Raw genomic sequence first — 17,894 nt, forward strand, 5'->3', positions numbered from 1 at the left:
CGAGTTCGACGATCGGAATGCGCGATGCGTTCCGCATCTGTCGATGGAGGGATCGCGGCTTGCCCAGCAACGAGCAACCCAGCAACGACCAGCCCACGAACGAGCAGCGCCGCCAGGACGCGAAACGCAAGCTCGAGCAGCGCCTGGAGACCCAGCAGGCCGCAGCACGCAAACGCAAGATCATCATCGTGTCGTCGTCGGTGATCGTGGTGTTGGTCGTCGCCGCGGCGGTGACCACCCTCGTGGTCAACAAGGTGCTCGACGACCGCGAGAAGGCCCGCTACACCGCCTGCGCCTACACACCGACCCCGGCGGACGCGAACCCGTTCGCCCAGGCGCCGCAGGTCCCGCCGAACCTCCCCGCCGCCCAGCAGGTGCTGGCCAAGGAGTTCGTCGACAACTTCACCGCGGGCAAGTCCAAGCAGCGCACGGCCACGATCCCCGCCGACCGTGAACTGAAGAAGGGCGAGCTGACCGCACAGTTCACCACCAGCCAGGGGCCGATCACGATGACCCTCGACCGGTCGTCGGCCCCCTGCAACGTGGCCGCGGTGACCACGCTGATCAAGCAGAAGTACTACGACAACACCACGTGTCACCGGATGACCGAGGGCGGCACCGGCAAGATCGCCGTGCTGCAGTGTGGCGACCCCACCGGGACCGGTGCGGGCGCGCCGGGCTGGAGCAGCCCCGACGAGTTCCCCACCGACCTCAAGGTGATCCCGCAGAGCCAGCAGCTCGCCGCTATGGGACTGCCCAACTCGGCGATCTATCCGCGCGGGACCGTCGCGATCGCCAACAGCTACCAGCCCGGACAGGGCGGTCAGGCCAGCGGCACGAACACCGGTTCGGCGCAGATGTTCCTGGTGATCAACGACAGTGAGCTCCCGCCGAACTACAGCGTCGTGGGCAAGGTCGACGAGAACGGCCTCAAGGTGCTCGACACCGTCTACAAGGGCGGCATCAACCCGGGTATCCGGCCGAGCCAGGACCCGAACACCGGCGCCGTGACCTACGCACCGACCCCCGGTGACGGTGCGCCGAAGCTGCCCGTCGAGATCAAGACGGTCACCGTCAGCTGACACCGACCGGTCCGACCGCGCCGGATCCGGTGCGGTCGGACCGACTCTCGTCGGTCTTCCCGCGGTCTCAGGAGGCCGAGGTCACCCGGTAGACGTCGTAGACGCCCTCGACGTTGCGCACCACGTTCAGCACGTGTCCGAGGTGCTTCGGGTCGCCCATCTCGAAGGTGAACTTGCTGATGGCCACCCGGTCCCGGCTCGTCGTCACCGACGCCGAGAGGATGTTCACCCGTTCGTCGGCCAGCACCCTTGTCACATCCGAGAGCAGACGCGAACGGTCGAGGGCCTCGACCTGGATCGCCACGAGGAACACCGACGACGGCGACGGGGCCCATTTCACCTCGATGATGCGTTCGGACTGTTCCTGGAGCGCATCGGCATTCGTGCAGTCGGTGCGGTGCACGCTGATGCCACCACCGCGGGTGACGAACCCGAGGATCTCGTCCCCGGGCACCGGGGTACAGCACTTCGCCAATTTGGCCAGCACCCCGTCGGCCCCGGGGATCACGACACCGGCGTCACCGGTCTGACGCGGCCGGGTCGGCATCGTCGACGGCGTCGACCGTTCGGCGAGTTCCTCCTCGGCGTCCTCGAGTCCGCCCAGTGCCGCGACCAACCGGCCGACGACGTGTCGGGCCGAGACATGTCCCTCACCGATCGCGGTGTACAGCGCCGACACATCGGCGTAGCGCAACTCGGTGGCGATCGACCCCATGGACTCGGCACTCATCAAGCGCTGCAAGGGCAGTCCGCCACGGCGGACCTCCTTGGTGATCGCGTCCTTGCCGTTCTCGAGCGCCTCCTCGCGGCGCTCCTTGGCGAACCACTGACGGATCTTGGTCTTCGCCCGCGGCGACACCACGAACGTCGCCCAGTCGCGCGACGGCCCGGCGTTGGGGGCCTTGGAGGTGAACACCTCGACCACCTCGCCGTTCTCCAACGTGCGCTCGAGGGCGACCAGCCGACCGTTGACGCGGGCACCGATGCATCGGTGGCCGACCTCGGTGTGCACGGCGTAGGCGAAGTCGACCGGCGTGGACCCGGCGGGCAGTGTGATGACGTCGCCCTTGGGGGTGAACGCGAAGATCTCCTTGACCGCGAGGTCGTAACGCAGCGACTCGAGGAACTCCCCCGGGTCGGCGGCCTCCCGCTGCCAGTCGAGCAGTTGGCGCATCCACGCCATGTCGTCGATCTCGGCGGCGTCGTCGGTCTTGCCGCCGTTACGACCCCGGGTCTCCTTGTAGCGCCAGTGCGCGGCGATCCCGAACTCGGCGGTGCGATGCATGTCCCGGGTGCGTATCTGCACCTCGAGCGGCTTGCCCTCGGGTCCGATGACGGTGGTGTGCAGCGACTGGTAGACACCGAAACGCGGCTGGGCGATGTAGTCCTTGAACCGGCCGGCCATCGGCTGCCACAGCGAGTGCACGACTCCGACCGCGGCGTAACAGTCGCGGATCTGCTCGCACAGGATCCGCATGCCGACCAGGTCGTGGATGTCGTCGAACTCGCGGCCCTTGACGATCATCTTCTGGTAGATCGACCAGTAGTGCTTCGGGCGGCCCTCGACGGTGGCGTCGATCCGGGACCCGTCGAGCGCCTTGGTGATCTCGGTGCGCACCTTGGCGAGGTAGGTGTCGCGCGACGGCGCCCGGTCGGCGACGAGGCGCACGATCTCCTCGTACCGCTTCGGGTGCAGGATCGCGAACGACAGGTCCTCGAGCTCCCACTTGACCGTGGCCATGCCGAGTCGATGGGCCAGCGGCGCGATGACCTCCAACGTCTCGCGGGCCTTGCGGGCCTGCTTCTCCGGCGGCAGGAAACGCATCGTGCGCATGTTGTGCAGACGGTCGGCGACCTTGATCACCAGCACGCGGGGGTCGCGGGCCATCGCGATGATCATCTTGCGGATGGTCTCGGCCTCGGCCGCGTTGCCCAGCGCGACCTTGTCCAGCTTGGTGACCCCGTCGACGAGATGCGCCACCTCGTCGCCGAAGTCGGCGGCCAGCGCGTCGAGGCTGTAGCCGGTGTCCTCGACGGTGTCGTGCAGCAGGGCCGCGGTCAGCGTCGTGGTGTCCATGCCGAGATCGGCGAGGATCGACGCGACGGCCAGCGGATGGGTGATGTAGGGATCACCGGATTTGCGGAACTGGCCCTCGTGGTACTGGTCGGCGACGTCGTAGGCGCGCTGCAGCACGACCACGTCGGCCTTGGGGTACAGGTCGCGGTGCAGGGCGACGAGCGGCTCGAGGACCGGCCGGATGGGGTTGCGGGTGGCGGTCATCCGCCGCGCCAGGCGGGCCCGCACCCGGCGTGAGGTCGAGGACGACGACGCGACCGTGGAGCGCAGTCCGGACGTCTCACCGGTCCCGTTCTCGCCGGACGCCTCGGTCGGCGACGACTCGTTCGATTCGCGGACCGTCGGGGGCTCGGTCATGCGCACCTCCTCGCCACGGGGTCGTGAACTGCTCGTCGGTCGGGCCGGACCGGACTGTCGGACTTCCTCGCGATCGTAGTCCTCACCCTGCCGCGAGACTGGTCAGGACGAGGTCGCGGTGCGCGGACTCCACGGCGTCGCGTCCCGGCAGGCCGTCGATCTCCATGACCACCACCGCGGTGGGCACGACCGCGCCCGCCGCCTCCAACAACCCGATGGCGGCGTTGAGTGTTCCACCGGTGGCGAGTACGTCGTCGACGACCAGCACCCGCCGGCCGTGCAGATCGACTCCGTCGGCGGGCACCTCGAGGCTGGCGGTGCCGTATTCCAGGTCGTAGTCGGCGCTGCGCACCGGCGGCGGCAGCTTGCCCGCCTTGCGGATGGCCAGCACCCCGACACCGAGTTGCAGCGCGATGGCACCGCCGAGCAGGAAGCCACGCGCGTCGATCCCCGCGACGAGGTCGATGTCGCCACCGGCCTGCGCCAGCGCCGTCGTCACCGCCGACAGGCCCTCGGCGTCGGCGAGCACCGGGGTGAGGTCCTTGAACGCGATCCCCGGGCTCGGGAAGTCCGGGACGAGACGGGTGTGCCGGGCGATGGCCGCCCGGGCCCGGTCGGCGGCGTCGGTGATCTGGGTGTCGGTCATCTGGCCTCCGGTGATGCGGTGGGTGGGGTGGTCGGTCGCGGGTCGGGACACGGGCGCATCAGTTGCGGCTCCACCGGTCCATGTTCCAGCCGGTGCCGCTGCGGGCGACACCCGGCACCGCGGCGGTCATCTCGGCGCTGCCGCCTCGGGTGCGCGGGGTGGCGAACAGCGGGAGCGCGGGCAGCTTGGTCCACAGGGCGTTCTCGACCGACCGCACGAGGTTCAGCCGCAGCTCCTCGTCATCGCTGACCGCGAGGCGGTTGATCGCCGCCGACACCTGCGGGTCGACGAAGCGGTCGATGTCGGCGGGGTCGCCGGCGACGAAGGCGTAGCTGTCGCGGGTCGGGTCGAGGGCTCCCGACGCCGCAGTGGACGATCCGGTGGTCAGGACCAGCGCGTCGACACCCGCGTCGAAGGTGGGACGGGCCTGCGGAACGGCCTGCACCCGTACGCCTGCGGCCGAACACGACTCGGCAATCGCGGCGATCATCGCGGCGCGGCGGGCGTCCGGTTCGACGAACCCGATCCGTACGGTGATCTCCCGGCCGAGGGCACCGCGGGCCCGGGGGATGTCGACGCGGGCGAAGTCGGAACCGTACTGCGCGTTGAGTTCGGCCGCGGCGACGTCGCCCGGGCCGATCAGGTGCAGATTCCACGGGTCGGCGCCGTACCCGAAATCAGCGGCGAGTCGGTCGCGGGGCACGCAGGCCGCCACCGCCCGGCGGGTGGCCGGGTCGGCGAACACCCCGGTGGTCGCGAACACGAGCTGGTCCACCGCGGGTCCCGGATCCTGTTGGGTGGCCGGCTGTCCCACGGTCGGTGTCGTGGTCGAGGTCGACGCTCCGTCGGTGCTCTCGTAGGTACCGGTGGCCACGTCGACGACCTCGGCGTCGTCGTCGGCGAGCACCGACGATCCGGCCGACCCACGCGGCCAGACGGTGATCGCCTTCTCCTGCGGCGCCTCACCCCACCAGCGCGGGTTCGCCTCGAGCTGCACCGCGCCGTCCCGGGTGACCGAGGTGAGGCGGTAGGGCCCCGCGGACGGGAACAGTTTCTCGTCGACCGATCCTGCCTTGAGATCCCACCCGGTGTTCCAGAACCGGGCGATCGCGCCGAGCGGGCCGGTCGAGCGGGCCCGGATGGGTGAGATGACCGAGCCGACCCCGGCCGCGCGGGCCGCGACGTGCGCCGGCATCAGGGTGCCCGCACCGAACAGTGCGGCCCAGTCGCGGTACGGGCGATCGGCGGCGAACGTCACCGTGGCCGAACGCTGCCCGTCGGCGCAGTCCACGGTGTCGATGTCGCGGTAACCGGCCGTCGTGGCCGGCGCGAATCCGGGGAACCGTCCGCTGTTCGCCGCCCACGCGAGCACGAGGTCGTCGCAGTCGAGGGCCGAGCCGTCGGAGAAGGTCGCGGCGGGGTTGACGTCATAGCGCACGACCAGCCGATCGGGGTCACCCGGCACGACGGTGGCGGTGCCCACGTCGGGGTCGGCGACGACTCGTCCGTCCGGGCCGAGATAGCTGAACCCGCCGAGCGTACGGGTGAACGCCATCAGCGCACCGCCGGAGGAGCCGGCCGTGCTCGCGGAGTTGTAGGTGCTCAGGGTCGCGTCGGTGACGTAGTCGATCCCGTCGGGTTCGGACGCACCTGAACACGAGGTCACTCCGGCGATCACGGCCGCGACGATCGCGATCACCATGACGCCGCGCCGTGCGGGGCGGATCCGTGTCGAGGCGCCCACCGATTCGGGGCGGGTCAGTTGCTGCGGCGGCGTTTGCCGGACGGACGCACGTCGTCGGCAGTGGACCGCTTGGTGGTGTCCACCGCGGCCGACCGACGCGATCCCGAACCCGCGCCGACACCGGCCGGGACCGGTGCGATGTCGGATCCCGAGCGACGGGCCAGCACCTTCGCGGTGTGCTGCTTGATGTCGGTGCGACGTTCCTTGAGCGTGACCAGCAGCGGCGTGGCGAAGAAGATCGACGAGTACGCACCGACGACGACACCGACGAGCTGGATCAGACCGAGGTCCTTGAGCGTTCCGACGCCGAGCAACCAGACGGCGATGATCATCAGCGCGATGATCGGCAGCACCGAGATGATGGTCGTGTTGATCGACCGCATCAGTGTCTGGTTGACGGCGAGGTTGGCCTGCTCGCCGTAGGTTCTTCGGGTCGTGTGCAGCACGGCACGGACGTTCTCCTCGACCTTGTCGAAGACGACGACGGTGTCGTAGAGCGAGAAGCCCAGGATCGTCAGCAGTCCGATGACGGTGGCCGGGGTGACCTCGAAACCGACCAGCGAGTACACGCCTGCGGTACAGACGATGTCGAAGATCAGCGACGCCATCGCCGCGACCGACATCTCCTTGTCGAAGCGGACCGCGATGTAGATCAGGACGATCACCAGGAACACGGCCAGCGCGAGCAGCGCCTTCTCGGTGATCTCACCGCCCCACGTCGAGCTGACGTCGGACGAGTTGATGTCGTTGGGGGTCAGCTCGGGGCCGAACCGTTGCGCCAGTGCCGCCGTGATCTTCTCCGTCTCGGCCTGGTTGAGCGTCTCGGTGCGGATCTGGACGGTCTTCGACGCACCCGACCCGGCGGTCTGCACCGTCTGCGGGTCGCTGCCCATCGCCTCGGAGAACGTGTCCTCCACGGCCGAGACCGAGGTCTGGCTGGTCGATTTGAACGAGATCTGGGTGCCGCCCTCGAAGTCGATGCCGAGGGTGAAGCCACGAACGGCGATGCTGATCAGGCAGATCGCGATGATCGCGGCGCTGACGAGGTACCACATCTTGCGCTTGCCGACGATCTCGAAGGCGCCGGTGCCGGTGTAGAGCCGCGACAACAGTGAGTGCTTCTGGGCGACGGCGCGGTTGCGGTCCTCGGTGGTCTGGTCGAAGACCGGGGTCTCGTCGCGGACGGAGCGCCCGGAGTCCTCGCGACCCGAGTCGTCGCGTCCTGAGGTCTCTCTGGCCATCAGACGGTCTCCTTCTGCAACGAGGCCGCGTCGGCGGCCGCCTGACGGCGTTCCTTGGCCACGTCGGTGACGGCACCGAGGCCGTTGACCGACGGCTTGGACAGGAACGTCGACCGGCTCGCAAGCGCCACCAACGGATGGGTCACGAGGAACACCACGACGAGGTCGAGGATGGTGGTCAGGCCGAGGGTGAACGCGAAACCACGCACCTCACCGATGGCCAGGAAGTAGATCGCGGCGGCGGCGATGAAGCTGACCGCGTTGCCCGACCAGACCGTTCTCCGCGCCCGCACCCAGCCTCTGGGCACCGCGGACCGGAAACTTCGGCCCTCACGCATCTCGTCCTTTATTCGTTCGAAGTAGACGACGAACGAGTCGGCGGTCATGCCGATACCGATGATCAGACCGGCGATGCCGGACAGGTCGAGGGTGAAGCCGATGTAGCGGCCGAGCAGCACCATGATCCCGTAGACCATCAGCCCGGCCACGATCAGCGACAGCATCGTGAGGAAACCGAGCATGCGGTAGTACAGCAGCGCGTAGGCGAGGACGGCGATGAGTCCGATCGCGCCGGCGATCAGGCCGGCCCGCAGTGATGCGAGTCCCAGTGTGGCGGAGACAGTCTCGGCGTCCGACGAGCTGAACGACAGGGGCAGCGAGCCGTACTTGAGCACGTTCGCGAGGTCCTTGGCGCCGGACTGGTTGAAGTTTCCGCTGATCTCGGTGCTCGGGGTGTTGATCGCGCCCTGGATCTGCGGGGCGCTGACGACACGGGAGTCGAGGGTGAACGCGGTCTGCTTGCCGATGTTGGCGCCGGTGTACTGCGGCCAGAAGTCCTTGGCCCGGTTGCGGAACTCGACGTTGACGATCCACGCGCCACCCTGCGAGCTGGTGGTCGCGCTCGCGTCGGCGATGTCGCGGCCGTCGATGATCTGCGGGCCGAGCAGGTAGACCTGGGTGCCGTCCTGGCTGCACGCGACGAGGTACTGGGAGGGGTCGTCGTTGCCCTGCAGCGGGTCGGTGGCGCGGGTGCTGCAGTCGGTCTTGGCCAGCTGCGGGGTCAGTTTCGCGACCGCCGCCTGGTTGGCCGCGGCGTCACCGGCCGGGGCCTGACGCAGTGCCTTCGCCGCGGCAATGGCCTGCGCGGCGGTCTGATCCGCGGGCGGGGTCACGGGCTGCTGCGGTGCGGCGGCCTGCACGGTCTCGACCGGACGAACGTAGAGACGGGCGGTCTGGCCCAGAGACCGGGCCTGCCGTCCGTCGGTGCCCGGGACGGTGATCACGAGGTTGTTGCCGTCGGTGATGACCTCGGAACCGCCGACACCGAGGCCGTTGACGCGCTGCTCGATGATCTGCTTGGCCTTGTCGAGCTGGTCCTTGGCCGGCGCACTCCCGTCCGGTGTGCGCGCGGTGAGCGTCACGCGGGTGCCGCCCTGCAGGTCGATGCCGAGCTTCGGTTCGGGTTTGCCGCCGCCGGTGAAGAACACCAGCCCGAAGACGATGGCCATCAACAGGAAGAAGATGGTCAACATCCGCACGGGCGGGATCTCGCGATTGGACGATGCCACGCTGCTTACGTCTCCTCGTATGAACTGGTGTGCCGACCCGGGCTGGATCCACTCACCGACGACGGGTGAAAAGTCGTCGGCCCGCACGACAGGCTACGTGCCCGGTCTCGCGAACCGGGTACGTAGCCCTGTCGGACGTGGCGATGGCCGCGACCCGAGGGTCGCGGCCACTGCGTCACTTGTCGCTGTCGGCCCTCTTGTCGAGGGTCACCGTGTCGTCGGTGTCGTGATCGATCGACTCGAAGTCGTCGTGGGCCTCGAGCTCGTCGTCGGCGTCGAGATCGTCGAGACGCTCGGTGGCGGCACCGGGGAACGATGCGGCGAGGTCGTCGGCGTGCACGACCTCACGGACGGCCAGTCGGTTCCAGCGGGACACGACGCCGGGCGCCAGCTCCAGGTCGACGACGCCGTCGGCGAGGCCGACGACGGTCGCGTAGGTGCCCGAGGTGGTCTGCACCCGCGCGCCCGGCTGCAGGGAGTCCTGCATCTCCTGCGCGGCGGTGGCGGCCTTCTTCTGGCGCCGGACGGACAGGAACATGAAGCCGACCAGGAAGATCAGCAGGATCGGGAACAGGAATTCCATGGTGTCGTTCAGTCCTCGTCAGGGTTGTCTGGGGAAAAGCGGTCGTCTCGGGTGGTGCATCGAAGAACGCGACATGGGTCACGCTGATGTACCAGTGTGCCACCTTCTCCCGGCACGTCCAGAATCCGCGGCATGACCTCGCACGATGACGGTTCTACAGGTCCGGGCCGAACAGGGTGTCGTCGTCGCGCACCCGAACGCCGAACGACGCGTTGAGGGCACCGGCGGGCGGGGTGAGATCCAGGTGGTGCCATGCGGCCGCGGTCGCGATCCGGCCGCGCGGGGTGCGTGCGATCATCCCGGCCCGCACCAGGAACGGCTCGCAGACCTCCTCGACGGTCGCAGGCTCCTCGCCGACCGCCACCGCGATCGTCGAGACCCCGACCGGTCCCCCGCCGAAACCTTTCACCAACGCGTTGAGGACCGCGCGGTCGAGGCGGTCGAAACCCAGTTCGTCGACGTCGTAGACCCGGAGAGCGGCCCGCGCGACGTCGAGGGTGACCACGCCGTCCCCGCGCACCTCGGCGTAGTCGCGCACTCGACGCAGGAGTCGGTTGGCGATACGCGGTGTGCCGCGGGACCGTCCGGCTATCTCGGCGCCCGCTTCGCGGTTCATGGTGATGCCGAGAATCCCGGCGGACCGGGTGATCACCTGCAGAAGCTCGGATGCCTCGTAGAACTCCATGTGCGCGGTGAAACCGAACCGGTCGCGCAGCGGTCCGGTGAGTGATCCTGAACGTGTGGTCGCCCCGACCAGCGTGAACGGGGCCACGTCCAGCGGGATCGACGTCGCACCCGGGCCCTTGCCGACCACGACGTCGACGCGGTAGTCCTCCATCGCGAGGTAGAGCATCTCCTCGGCCGGCCGGGCGATCCGGTGGATCTCGTCGATGAACAGCACGTCGCCCTCGACGAGGTTGGAGAGCATCGCAGCCAGGTCACCGGCGCGTTCGAGAGCGGGACCCGACGTCACGCGGATCGCCGCCCCCATCTCCCCGGCGATGATCATCGCCAGCGAGGTCTTGCCGAGTCCGGGCGGGCCGGACAGCAGGATGTGGTCCGGCGTGCCACCGCGACCGCGGGCGCCGGCGAGGACGAGTTCGAGTTGCTCGCACACCCGTGGTTGTCCGATGAAGTCGCCCAGGCTCCGTGGCCGCAGATTGGTGTCGAAGTCGCCGTCACCGGTCACCGAGAACGGGCTCATGTCGCGGTCGTCGGGCTCACCGAACGCGTCGGTGCCGGGGTACGGCTCTGCTCCGTCGGTCATCGCGTGCCCTTCCCGAGCAGGGCGAGGCTCGCGCGCAGCGCCTTCGCCGAGTCCGCGTCCGGTTCGTCGGCGAGGACGCTCGCCACCGCCCGCTCGGCCGCAGGCAGGGGAAATCCGAGACCGGTGAGCGCTTCGACGACCTGGTCGTTGACACCCATCGGGACGCCGGCGCCCCCGAGGGACCGCGGTCCGGCACTGGGGCGGTCGACCTTGTCGCGCAACTCGACCGTGAGTCGCTCGGCGACCCGTTTGCCGATGCCCGGGACCGTGCACAGCGCCTTGATGTCGGAGTCGGCCAGCGCCATCCGCAGGGAGTCGGGCTCGAGGACGGCGAGGGTGGCCATCGCCAACCGCGGGCCGACGCCGGTCACCGTCTGCAGCAGCGCGAACAGCTCCCGCGCGTCGGGCTCGGTGAACCCGTACAGGGTCATCGAGTCCTCGCGGACGATCATCGTCGTGAGCAGCGTCATCTCCGAGCCGCGTGAGACCGCGCCCAGGGTCGACGGGGTCGCCAGTACGCGGTAGCCGACGCCTGCGCACTCGATCACCAGGTGGTCGAGTGCGATGTGCAGCACCGGGCCGCGCAACGACGCGATCATCGACGCACCCGGGCCCGGACGGGCGTGCCCGCGGCCTTGACCGCGGCGAGCCGCGACGCGGTGATCGCGGCGGCCCGGGCCTCGGCCTGCGCGAGGCGTTCGGCGGCGGGACCGCGCCAGCAGTGACAGATGGCCAATGCCAGCGCGTCGGCCGCGTCGGCGGGTTTGGGCTTCTCCTGCATCCCGAGGATGCGGGTGATCATGGTCGTCACCTGCGCTTTGTCCGCGCGTCCGCTGCCGGTCACCGCGGCCTTCACCTCACTGGGGGTGTGAAAGCGGACGGGCACGCCCCGCTGCGCCGCGGCGAGTGCGATCACGCCGGCGGCCTGGGCGGTGCCCATCGCGGTGCTCACCTGGTTCTGCGCGAAGACCCGCTCCACGGCGACGACGTCGGGGTGGTGGGTGTCGAGCCAGTGCACGGCGGCGGTGTGGATGGCCAGGAGCCGTTCGGCGAGGTCCATGTCGGCGGGGGTCCGCACCACGTCCACGTCGAGCGCCGTCACCGACCGCCCGGAACCGGACTCGACCAGCGCGATACCGCACCTGGTCAGACCCGGGTCGACACCCATGACACGCACATGTACCTCCGAGCAGAAGCGAACAGTTGTTCGAGAGTCTAGCGGGGTCCGTGACGGCCGCACGGCAGCAACACGGGACAATCGACACCGATGCCGACGTACCGACCGACCACTCCCGCCGACCTCGTGCAGGCGTGTGTCACGGCGTTCGCCGAACGCAGCGGCCCGGTCGTCGGGGCGATCGACGGCGCGGACGCGGCACACCCCGACCGACTCGCCGACGATGTCGCGGCGGCGTTGCGCGCATCCGGGCGTCCGGCCGCGGTCGTCCGCGTCGTCGACTACATCCGCCCCGCCTCGGTGCGGATGGAGTTCGGCCGCACCGACACCGAGAGCTACCGGACGCTGTGGTTCGACTACGACGCCCTCGACCGCGAGGTGATCACCGCGGTCCGGGGCTCGGGCGTGTGGCTCCCCCGACTCTGGGACGAACGCACCGATCGCTCCCCTCGCGATCGACCGATGACGGCCGGACCCGATCAGGTGGTGATCGTCGCGGGCCCGATGCTGCTGGGGCGCGGGTTGGCCCTCTCCCCGACCGTCCGACTGACGATGAGTGCGGCAGCGCTACGACGGACCACACCGTCGGACGACGAGTGGACTGTCGAGGCGGTCATCGAGCACGAGCGCTCCGTGCACGACGAGGCCGACCTGACCGTGCGCTACGAGCACGCCGACCGGCCGGCCATCAGGACCGAGGTCTGACCCACGACCCGTACGGTCGGTGCGTGACCCACGCATCCGTCCCCACCGCCCACCTCGCGCTGGGCGCCGTCAACATGACCGCCGAACGTCCCGCCGACCTCGCGGCTTTCTGGGCACAGGTCATCGGGGGACGCGTCGCCGGCACCGCGGGTGAGAGCGTTTTCGTCGCCGCCGGTGACGGCGGTTTCGCCATGTTCTTCCGGCCACGGACTCATCCGCGACCCGCCGACCAGGACACTCATCTCGACCTCACCGCCGTATGGGGCACGCGCGGGTCCGAGGTGGACAGACTCGTCGCACTCGGCGCCACCCATCGGTGGGACGTACTCGACGAGGTGCCCTGGGTGCAGTGGTCGACGCTCGCCGACCCGGAGGGCAATTTGTTCTGCGTCGCCGAGCACCCACCCGTCGACGACTGACTCCTACGGGCGTCAGCGAGGCAGGTGGGTCAGTCCTCGTCGAGTTCCGCGAGTACGTCGTCGCTGATGTCGACGTTGCTGTAGACGTTCTGCACGTCGTCGGAGTCCTCGAGGGCATCGATCAGCTTGAACACCTTGCGGGCGCCGTCGGCGTCCACCGGCACCTCGACCGACGCACGGAAGCTGGCCTCGGCCGAGTCGTAGTCGATGCCCGAGCTCTGCAGGGCGGAGCGGACCGCGACGAGATCGGTCGGCTCGCTGATGATCTCGAAGGAGTCGCCGAGGTCGGTGATCTCCTCGGCACCGGCCTCGAGGACCGCGTCGAGCACGTCGTCCTCGGACTGGTCGGACTTCTCCAACGTCACCACGCCCTTGCGGGTGAACAGATAGGCCACCGACCCGGGGTCGGCCATGTTGCCGCCGTTACGGGTCATCGCGGTGCGGACCTCGCCGGCGGCGCGGTTGCGGTTGTCGGTCAGACACTCGATGAGCAGTGCGACACCGTTGGGGCCGTACCCCTCGTAGGTGATGTTCTGCCAGTCGGCGCCGCCGGCCTCTTCGCCACCGCCGCGCTTGCGGGCGCGTTCGATGTTCTCGTTGGGCACCGAGGACTTCTTGGCCTTCTGGATCGCGTCGAACAGGGTCGGGTTGCCGACGGGGTCGCCGCCGCCGGTCCGCGCGGCGACCTCGATGTTCTTCACCAGCTTCGCGAACATCTTGCTGCGCTTGGCGTCCACCACCGCCTTCTTGTGCTTGGTGGTGGCCCACTTGGAATGGCCGCTCATCGCAGGTGCCCCTTTCTCACCCGATCACGCCCACGGCGTGTCGGGGTTTCTTCGCGTCGTCTCACACCTGTGCGGCCACGCCGCGCCCGTCGTCATCGGGGCGCGCAGCGGCGTCGGTGCCGAAGCGATCCTACCCGGACACCCCTGCGCCACCACGCATTCACACCCGTCGCCGATCGAGGACCCGCGGTCGTCACGCCGACCGGGTGATCATCTCCACGAAGTGGCGGTGGACGCGCCGGTCGCCGGTCACCTCCGGGTGGAACGAGGTGGCCAACACCTGGCCCTGGCGCACCGCGACCACCCGTCCGGCGGCCGGTCCGTTCGGCACGCGCGCCAGGATCTCGACGCCCTCGCCGGTCGCCTCCACCCAGGGGGCGCGGATGAAGACCGCCCGCATCGGGCCACCGGAGATCCCGGAGAGCTCGAGATCGGTCTCGAACGACTGCACCTGTCGCCCGAAGGCGTTGCGCCGCACCGTGATGTCGAGCGCGTCGAGATGATGGGCGTCCGGTCGGGTGTCGAGGACGTCGGAGGCGAGCAGGATCATCCCTGCGCAGGATCCGTAGGCGGGCAGCCCCTCGGCCAACCGGTCGCGCAGGGGATCGAGCAGGTCGAGCAACTCGAGAAGTCGGCTCATCGCGGTGGACTCCCCACCGGGGATGATGATGCCGTCGACCGCGGCGAGTTCGGCCGGACGCCGGACCAGGACCCCGCGCGCGCCCACCTCGTCGAGGGCGGCGATGTGCTCGCGCACGTCACCCTGCAGGGCGAGTACGCCGACGATGGGTTTCACCGCGTGTCGGTCACTTCGAGTCCTGGGCGCGCCTCGCGTGCTGGTCGACGGGCATCTGCCGACCGACGCGAGCGAGTCCCTCCTGGGTCACCGCGGCCACCATGCGGCCGGCGGCGTCGAAGATGCGGCCCTGGGTCAGGGCGCGGCCGTCGGCGGCCGAGGGCGAGGTCTGGTCGTAGAGCAACCACTCGTCGGCGCGGAACGGCCGGAGGAACCACATCGCGTGATCGAGCGAGGCGCTCTGCGGGTTGGCGTCGGGGTGGGCGACCTTCGCCGAACCGAGCAACGTCATGTCGCTCATGTAGGCCAGGGTGCAGACGTGGAAGACCTGGTCGTCGGGCAGCCGGTGCCGGTAGCGGAACCACACACGCTGCTGTGCGGCGAACCGTTCGTAGCGCACCATCTGCTCGTGCGGGACGATCCGGATGTCGAAGTTCTCCCACTCGCGGAACACCGATTTCTGGGCCTCGGTGCGGGTGAGGAACGGGTCGGCGATGCTCTCGGGGTCCGGCGCGGGCGGCATCTCGTCCTGATGCTCCAGACCGTCGGACGGGATGCCGAAGGACGCCGACATCGAGAAGATGGCCTCGCCTCCCTGCATGCCGGTGACGCGTCGCGTGCAGAACGACCGTCCGTCGCGGACGCGGTCGACCAGGAAGATCGTCGGCTGATCGGGGTTGCCCGGGCGCAGGAAGTATCCGTGCAGCGAGTGGACCCGGTAGGCCGGGTCGACGGTGTGCGTCGCCGACACCAGCGCCTGCCCCGCGACCTGTCCGCCGAACGTGCGCTGCAGCTGGCTGGCGTGCGCCCCGCCGCGGTAGATGTCCGCGTCGATCGTCTCGAGCTGCAGGATCTCCTCGATGGTCGCCATGATGTGACTCCTCCTCATGCATGCGCACGCGGCTGGTCACGTGGCTTTCTCAACGGCTCAGTGTGTCACCCGGTCGACGCGGTGATGTCCGCCATACCCGTGGCTCAGGCCACGACGGCGACGACGACGGTCACGTTGTCCCGTGCGCCCAACGACAGTGCCGCCCCGACCAGCTCGGCCGCGATGGCTGCCGCGTCCGGGGTGGTGTCGGTGATGATCTGCGCGATCTCGGAATCCGGGAGCTCTCCGGTGAGGCCGTCGGAGCAGACCAGGACCACGTCGCCGGGGATGACCGGAAAGGTGAAGAAGTCGGCTTCGGCGTCCATCCCGGCACCCAGTGCGCGTGTGATGACGTTGCGCCGCGGGTCCGTCCGGGCCGCCTCGGGGGTCAGGTAGCCGGCGTCGATCAGTTCCTGGACCTGAGAGTGGTCGGTGGTGACCTGTTCGATGTCCGACGCCGACCAGCGGTAGGTACGCGAGTCGCCGATGTTGAGGACCAACCAGTGCGGCTGCTCGTCGAAGGTCACCAGCAGTGCGCCGCTGACCGTGGTCCCGGCGCGGCGACCGTGACTGGAATCGATGTTCTCGATGTCGTGTCGAGCGGTGTCGAGGGCGTCGAGCACCGCTGCTCTCGTCGTCGACCGATCGCTGGGGTGAACCGCGCCGAGGGCGTGTAACGCTGCCTCGCTGGCGATCTCGCCCGCGTCGTGCCCGCCCATGCCGTCGGCGAGCAGGTACGACAGGTCCGTCACCAGGGCGGCGTCCTCATTGGCCTCGCGCACCAGACCGCGGTCGCTGACCGCGGCCCAGTCGACCCGCAGGCCGGCGAAGTCGTGCGTTCCCGACGTCGATGCGTTGCGCACCGTCGGGAACGGCCGGCCGGTCATCGCCACTCCCCCACGGGATCGACGACGACGTCCGGGTTCACGCGCGCGTTCACAGGCCCCCGCCCCATCGCGCCGTTACCAGCCGCGCTCGGCCAGGCGGTGATCCACCGGGAGCTGCTCGACGTTGATGCCGACCATGGCCTCGCCGAGTCCGCGCGACACCTTGGCCAGCACGTCCGGGTCGTCGTGGAAGGTGGTGGCCTGCACGATGGCGACGGCACGCTCGGCCGGGTTGCCCGACTTGAAGATGCCCGAGCCGACGAACACGCCCTCGGCGCCGAGCTGCATCATCATCGCCGCGTCGGCCGGGGTGGCGATGCCGCCCGCGGTGAACAGGGTGACCGGCAGTTTGCCTGCCGTGGCGACCTCGACGACGAGGTCGTACGGGGCGCCGAGTTCCTTTGCGGCGACGAACAGTTCGTCCTGCGGCATCGAGGTCAGGCGTCGGATCTCGTCGCGGATGGTGCGCATGTGCGTGGTGGCGTTCGACACGTCACCGGTTCCGGCCTCGCCCTTCGAGCGGATCATGGCCGCGCCCTCGGTGATCCGTCGCAGCGCCTCGCCGAGACCGGTCGCGCCACAGACGAACGGGACGGTGAAGTTCCACTTGTCGATGTGGTTGCGGTAGTCCGCCGGGGTGAGGACCTCGGACTCGTCGATGTAGTCGACGCCCAGGCTCTGCAGGATCTGCGCCTCGACGAAGTGACCGATGCGGGCCTTGGCCATGACCGGGATGGACACCGCGGAGATGATCGAGTCGATCATGTCGGGGTCGCTCATGCGCGAGACGCCGCCCTCGGCGCGGATGTCGGCGGGGACGCGCTCGAGCGCCATCACGGCGACCGCGCCTGCGTCCTCGGCGATCTTCGCCTGGTCGGCGGTGACCACGTCCATGATCACGCCGCCCTTGAGCATCTCCGCCATGCCGCGCTTGACCCGTGCGGTGCCCGCGCCGGTCGGCTGGGTGGATTCGGGTCCCTGGCTGTTACTCACTGTGATGCTCTCCTCCACGGGTGCCGTGCGGCGCCGCGATTCTCGCTGTGTTCGGGCGGTGTCGGGGCCGCGGTGCGGTCCGACCGCGCCGGGGTGTCGGGACAATTCTAGGCCCACACCGTGCGCTGACCTGCACACGGCCGTCCGGTTCGCGAGAGCGATCCCGCGACGACCGGCTGGGTGATGATTCAGATCACAACGCGTTCGACGATCTCGAGGTACCGCGGCATCTCGGCGGTCCCACCGAGCTGCAGCCACCGCACCGGTCGGCGGCCGCGCAGTGCGAGGGTGTCGCGTACCGCGTCGTTGTAGAACCGCCGGGAGATCATCACCCGAGCGTCGGCGTCGGCGAGTTCGGCGACCACCTGAGCACGCAGGGTGGACGTGTCGACCTGCGCGAGATGCGACGACACCTGGTTCTCGGCGGACTCCCGTGCGGTCCGGTCGGCGCGTTCGGCTCGGTCGGCGGCGGCGATCAGTTCCCGTCCGTCGGCACCGAGTCCGGCACCGATCGTGCGGGCGACCACGGCGCGACGGGCGAGCGCGGCATCGAGGGACTGCCAGGCCAGGTCGACACGGACGTGTAGCCGGTCGAGTCGGTTGGCGGTCTTGTAGATCCACCCGAACACGATCACCACCACCAGCACGACGATGCCGGTGACCAGGATCGTCAACGCCGAAACAGTCATCTTCTAC

General features: G+C 69.4%; 17 protein-coding genes and 1 pseudogene. 3 read left to right on the forward strand and 15 right to left on the reverse strand.

Annotated features, from left to right (window positions below):
- Positions 1 to 59 precede the first annotated feature (59 nt).
- Positions 60 to 1,082, forward strand: a complete 1,023-nt coding sequence (locus tag LX13_RS21260) for a peptidylprolyl isomerase (protein ID WP_253663305.1) — start codon at positions 60 to 62, stop codon at positions 1,080 to 1,082.
- 67 nt (positions 1,083 to 1,149) lie between these two features.
- Here the strand turns inward: LX13_RS21260 and LX13_RS21265 are convergent, their stop codons facing one another.
- The 9 genes from LX13_RS21265 to ruvC form a co-directional block, all read right to left on the reverse strand.
- Positions 1,150 to 3,516 (reverse strand): RelA/SpoT family protein, encoded by a 2,367-nt coding sequence (locus tag LX13_RS21265; RefSeq protein WP_253663306.1) that lies wholly within the window; start codon positions 3,514 to 3,516, stop codon positions 1,150 to 1,152.
- Positions 3,517 to 3,598: 82 nt separating this feature from the next.
- On the reverse strand, positions 3,599 to 4,162 hold the full coding sequence (locus LX13_RS21270; RefSeq protein WP_188492469.1) for an adenine phosphoribosyltransferase: 564 nt from the start codon (positions 4,160 to 4,162) through the stop codon (positions 3,599 to 3,601).
- 58 nt (positions 4,163 to 4,220) lie between these two features.
- Positions 4,221 to 5,864 (reverse strand): ABC transporter substrate-binding protein, encoded by a 1,644-nt coding sequence (locus tag LX13_RS21275; RefSeq protein ID WP_253663307.1) that lies wholly within the window; start codon positions 5,862 to 5,864, stop codon positions 4,221 to 4,223.
- Between the two features lie 56 nt (positions 5,865 to 5,920).
- Positions 5,921 to 7,150, reverse strand: a complete 1,230-nt coding sequence (secF, locus tag LX13_RS21280; RefSeq protein ID WP_372500020.1) for a protein translocase subunit SecF — start codon at positions 7,148 to 7,150, stop codon at positions 5,921 to 5,923.
- Positions 7,147 to 8,679 (reverse strand): protein translocase subunit SecD, encoded by a 1,533-nt coding sequence (gene secD / locus LX13_RS21285; protein ID WP_372500022.1) that lies wholly within the window; start codon positions 8,677 to 8,679, stop codon positions 7,147 to 7,149. Before secD ends, secF begins: the two co-directional genes overlap by 4 nt.
- Positions 8,680 to 8,890: 211 nt before the next feature.
- Positions 8,891 to 9,298, reverse strand: coding sequence for a preprotein translocase subunit YajC (gene yajC / locus LX13_RS21290; protein WP_253663309.1), 408 nt, complete (start codon positions 9,296 to 9,298; stop codon positions 8,891 to 8,893).
- Positions 9,299 to 9,452: 154 nt separating this feature from the next.
- Positions 9,453 to 10,502 carry a Holliday junction branch migration DNA helicase RuvB gene (ruvB, locus tag LX13_RS21295; RefSeq protein WP_372500023.1) on the reverse strand — a complete coding sequence of 350 codons (1,050 nt, stop codon included), beginning with the start codon at positions 10,500 to 10,502 and terminating at the stop codon, positions 9,453 to 9,455.
- Positions 10,503 to 10,561: 59 nt separating this feature from the next.
- On the reverse strand, positions 10,562 to 11,164 hold the full coding sequence (gene ruvA, locus LX13_RS21300; protein WP_253663311.1) for a Holliday junction branch migration protein RuvA: 603 nt from the start codon (positions 11,162 to 11,164) through the stop codon (positions 10,562 to 10,564).
- The gene (gene ruvC / locus LX13_RS21305; RefSeq protein ID WP_253663312.1) at positions 11,161 to 11,742 is read right to left on the reverse strand and encodes a crossover junction endodeoxyribonuclease RuvC; all 582 of its coding nucleotides are present in this window, start codon (positions 11,740 to 11,742) and stop codon (positions 11,161 to 11,163) included. Before ruvC ends, ruvA begins: the two co-directional genes overlap by 4 nt.
- A gap of 90 nt (positions 11,743 to 11,832) precedes the next feature.
- Between ruvC and LX13_RS21310 the strand changes: the two genes are divergently transcribed.
- Positions 11,833 to 12,447, forward strand: coding sequence for a nucleoside/nucleotide kinase family protein (locus LX13_RS21310; protein WP_253663313.1), 615 nt, complete (start codon positions 11,833 to 11,835; stop codon positions 12,445 to 12,447).
- A gap of 23 nt (positions 12,448 to 12,470) precedes the next feature.
- Positions 12,471 to 12,866: a VOC family protein gene (locus LX13_RS21315; protein ID WP_253663314.1), complete on the forward strand. Its 396-nt coding sequence runs from the start codon at positions 12,471 to 12,473 to the stop codon at positions 12,864 to 12,866.
- A gap of 29 nt (positions 12,867 to 12,895) precedes the next feature.
- Here LX13_RS21315 and LX13_RS21320 read toward each other — a convergent pair whose 3' ends face one another.
- The 6 genes and pseudogenes from LX13_RS21320 to LX13_RS21345 form a co-directional block, all read right to left on the reverse strand.
- Positions 12,896 to 13,651 (reverse strand): YebC/PmpR family DNA-binding transcriptional regulator, encoded by a 756-nt coding sequence (locus LX13_RS21320; protein ID WP_188492453.1) that lies wholly within the window; start codon positions 13,649 to 13,651, stop codon positions 12,896 to 12,898.
- Positions 13,652 to 13,844: 193 nt separating this feature from the next.
- Positions 13,845 to 14,447 (reverse strand): pyridoxal 5'-phosphate synthase glutaminase subunit PdxT, encoded by a 603-nt coding sequence (gene pdxT / locus LX13_RS21325; protein ID WP_253663315.1) that lies wholly within the window; start codon positions 14,445 to 14,447, stop codon positions 13,845 to 13,847.
- Between the two features lie 10 nt (positions 14,448 to 14,457).
- Positions 14,458 to 15,318 carry an acyl-CoA thioesterase gene (locus LX13_RS21330; RefSeq protein ID WP_253663316.1) on the reverse strand — a complete coding sequence of 287 codons (861 nt, stop codon included), beginning with the start codon at positions 15,316 to 15,318 and terminating at the stop codon, positions 14,458 to 14,460.
- A 104-nt stretch (positions 15,319 to 15,422) separates the two neighbouring features.
- On the reverse strand, positions 15,423 to 16,205 hold the full coding sequence (locus LX13_RS21335) for a PP2C family protein-serine/threonine phosphatase (RefSeq protein WP_253663317.1): 783 nt from the start codon (positions 16,203 to 16,205) through the stop codon (positions 15,423 to 15,425).
- 75 nt (positions 16,206 to 16,280) lie between these two features.
- Positions 16,281 to 17,198: a pyridoxal 5'-phosphate synthase lyase subunit PdxS gene (pdxS, locus tag LX13_RS21340; protein WP_308214776.1), complete on the reverse strand. Its 918-nt coding sequence runs from the start codon at positions 17,196 to 17,198 to the stop codon at positions 16,281 to 16,283.
- Between the two features lie 200 nt (positions 17,199 to 17,398).
- Positions 17,399 to 17,887: pseudogene (locus LX13_RS21345) on the reverse strand (exopolyphosphatase); the annotation flags it as partial.
- Positions 17,888 to 17,894 lie beyond the last annotated feature (7 nt).

This window comes from Williamsia maris, assembly GCF_024171815.1.
GTDB classification, from domain to species: domain Bacteria; phylum Actinomycetota; class Actinomycetes; order Mycobacteriales; family Mycobacteriaceae; genus Williamsia_A; species Williamsia_A maris.

Coding starts and splice junctions, on each gene's coding strand:
- LX13_RS21330 (WP_253663316.1), bottom strand. CDS start 15,318: ATGGCGACCATCGAGGAGATCCTGCAGCTCGAGACGATCGACGCGGAC.
- secD (WP_372500022.1), bottom strand. CDS start 8,679: ATGTTGACCATCTTCTTCCTGTTGATGGCCATCGTCTTCGGGCTGGTG.
- ruvA (WP_253663311.1), bottom strand. CDS start 11,164: ATGATCGCGTCGTTGCGCGGCCCGGTGCTGCACATCGCACTCGACCAC.
- LX13_RS21275 (WP_253663307.1), bottom strand. CDS start 5,864: ATGGTGATCGCGATCGTCGCGGCCGTGATCGCCGGAGTGACCTCGTGT.
- LX13_RS21335 (WP_253663317.1), bottom strand. CDS start 16,205: ATGACCGGCCGGCCGTTCCCGACGGTGCGCAACGCATCGACGTCGGGA.
- ruvB (WP_372500023.1), bottom strand. CDS start 10,502: ATGAGCCCGTTCTCGGTGACCGGTGACGGCGACTTCGACACCAATCTG.
- yajC (WP_253663309.1), bottom strand. CDS start 9,298: ATGGAATTCCTGTTCCCGATCCTGCTGATCTTCCTGGTCGGCTTCATG.
- LX13_RS21310 (WP_253663313.1), top strand. CDS start 11,833: ATGCCGACGTACCGACCGACCACTCCCGCCGACCTCGTGCAGGCGTGT.
- LX13_RS21265 (WP_253663306.1), bottom strand. CDS start 3,516: ATGACCGAGCCCCCGACGGTCCGCGAATCGAACGAGTCGTCGCCGACC.
- LX13_RS21270 (WP_188492469.1), bottom strand. CDS start 4,162: ATGACCGACACCCAGATCACCGACGCCGCCGACCGGGCCCGGGCGGCC.
- LX13_RS21320 (WP_188492453.1), bottom strand. CDS start 13,651: ATGAGCGGCCATTCCAAGTGGGCCACCACCAAGCACAAGAAGGCGGTG.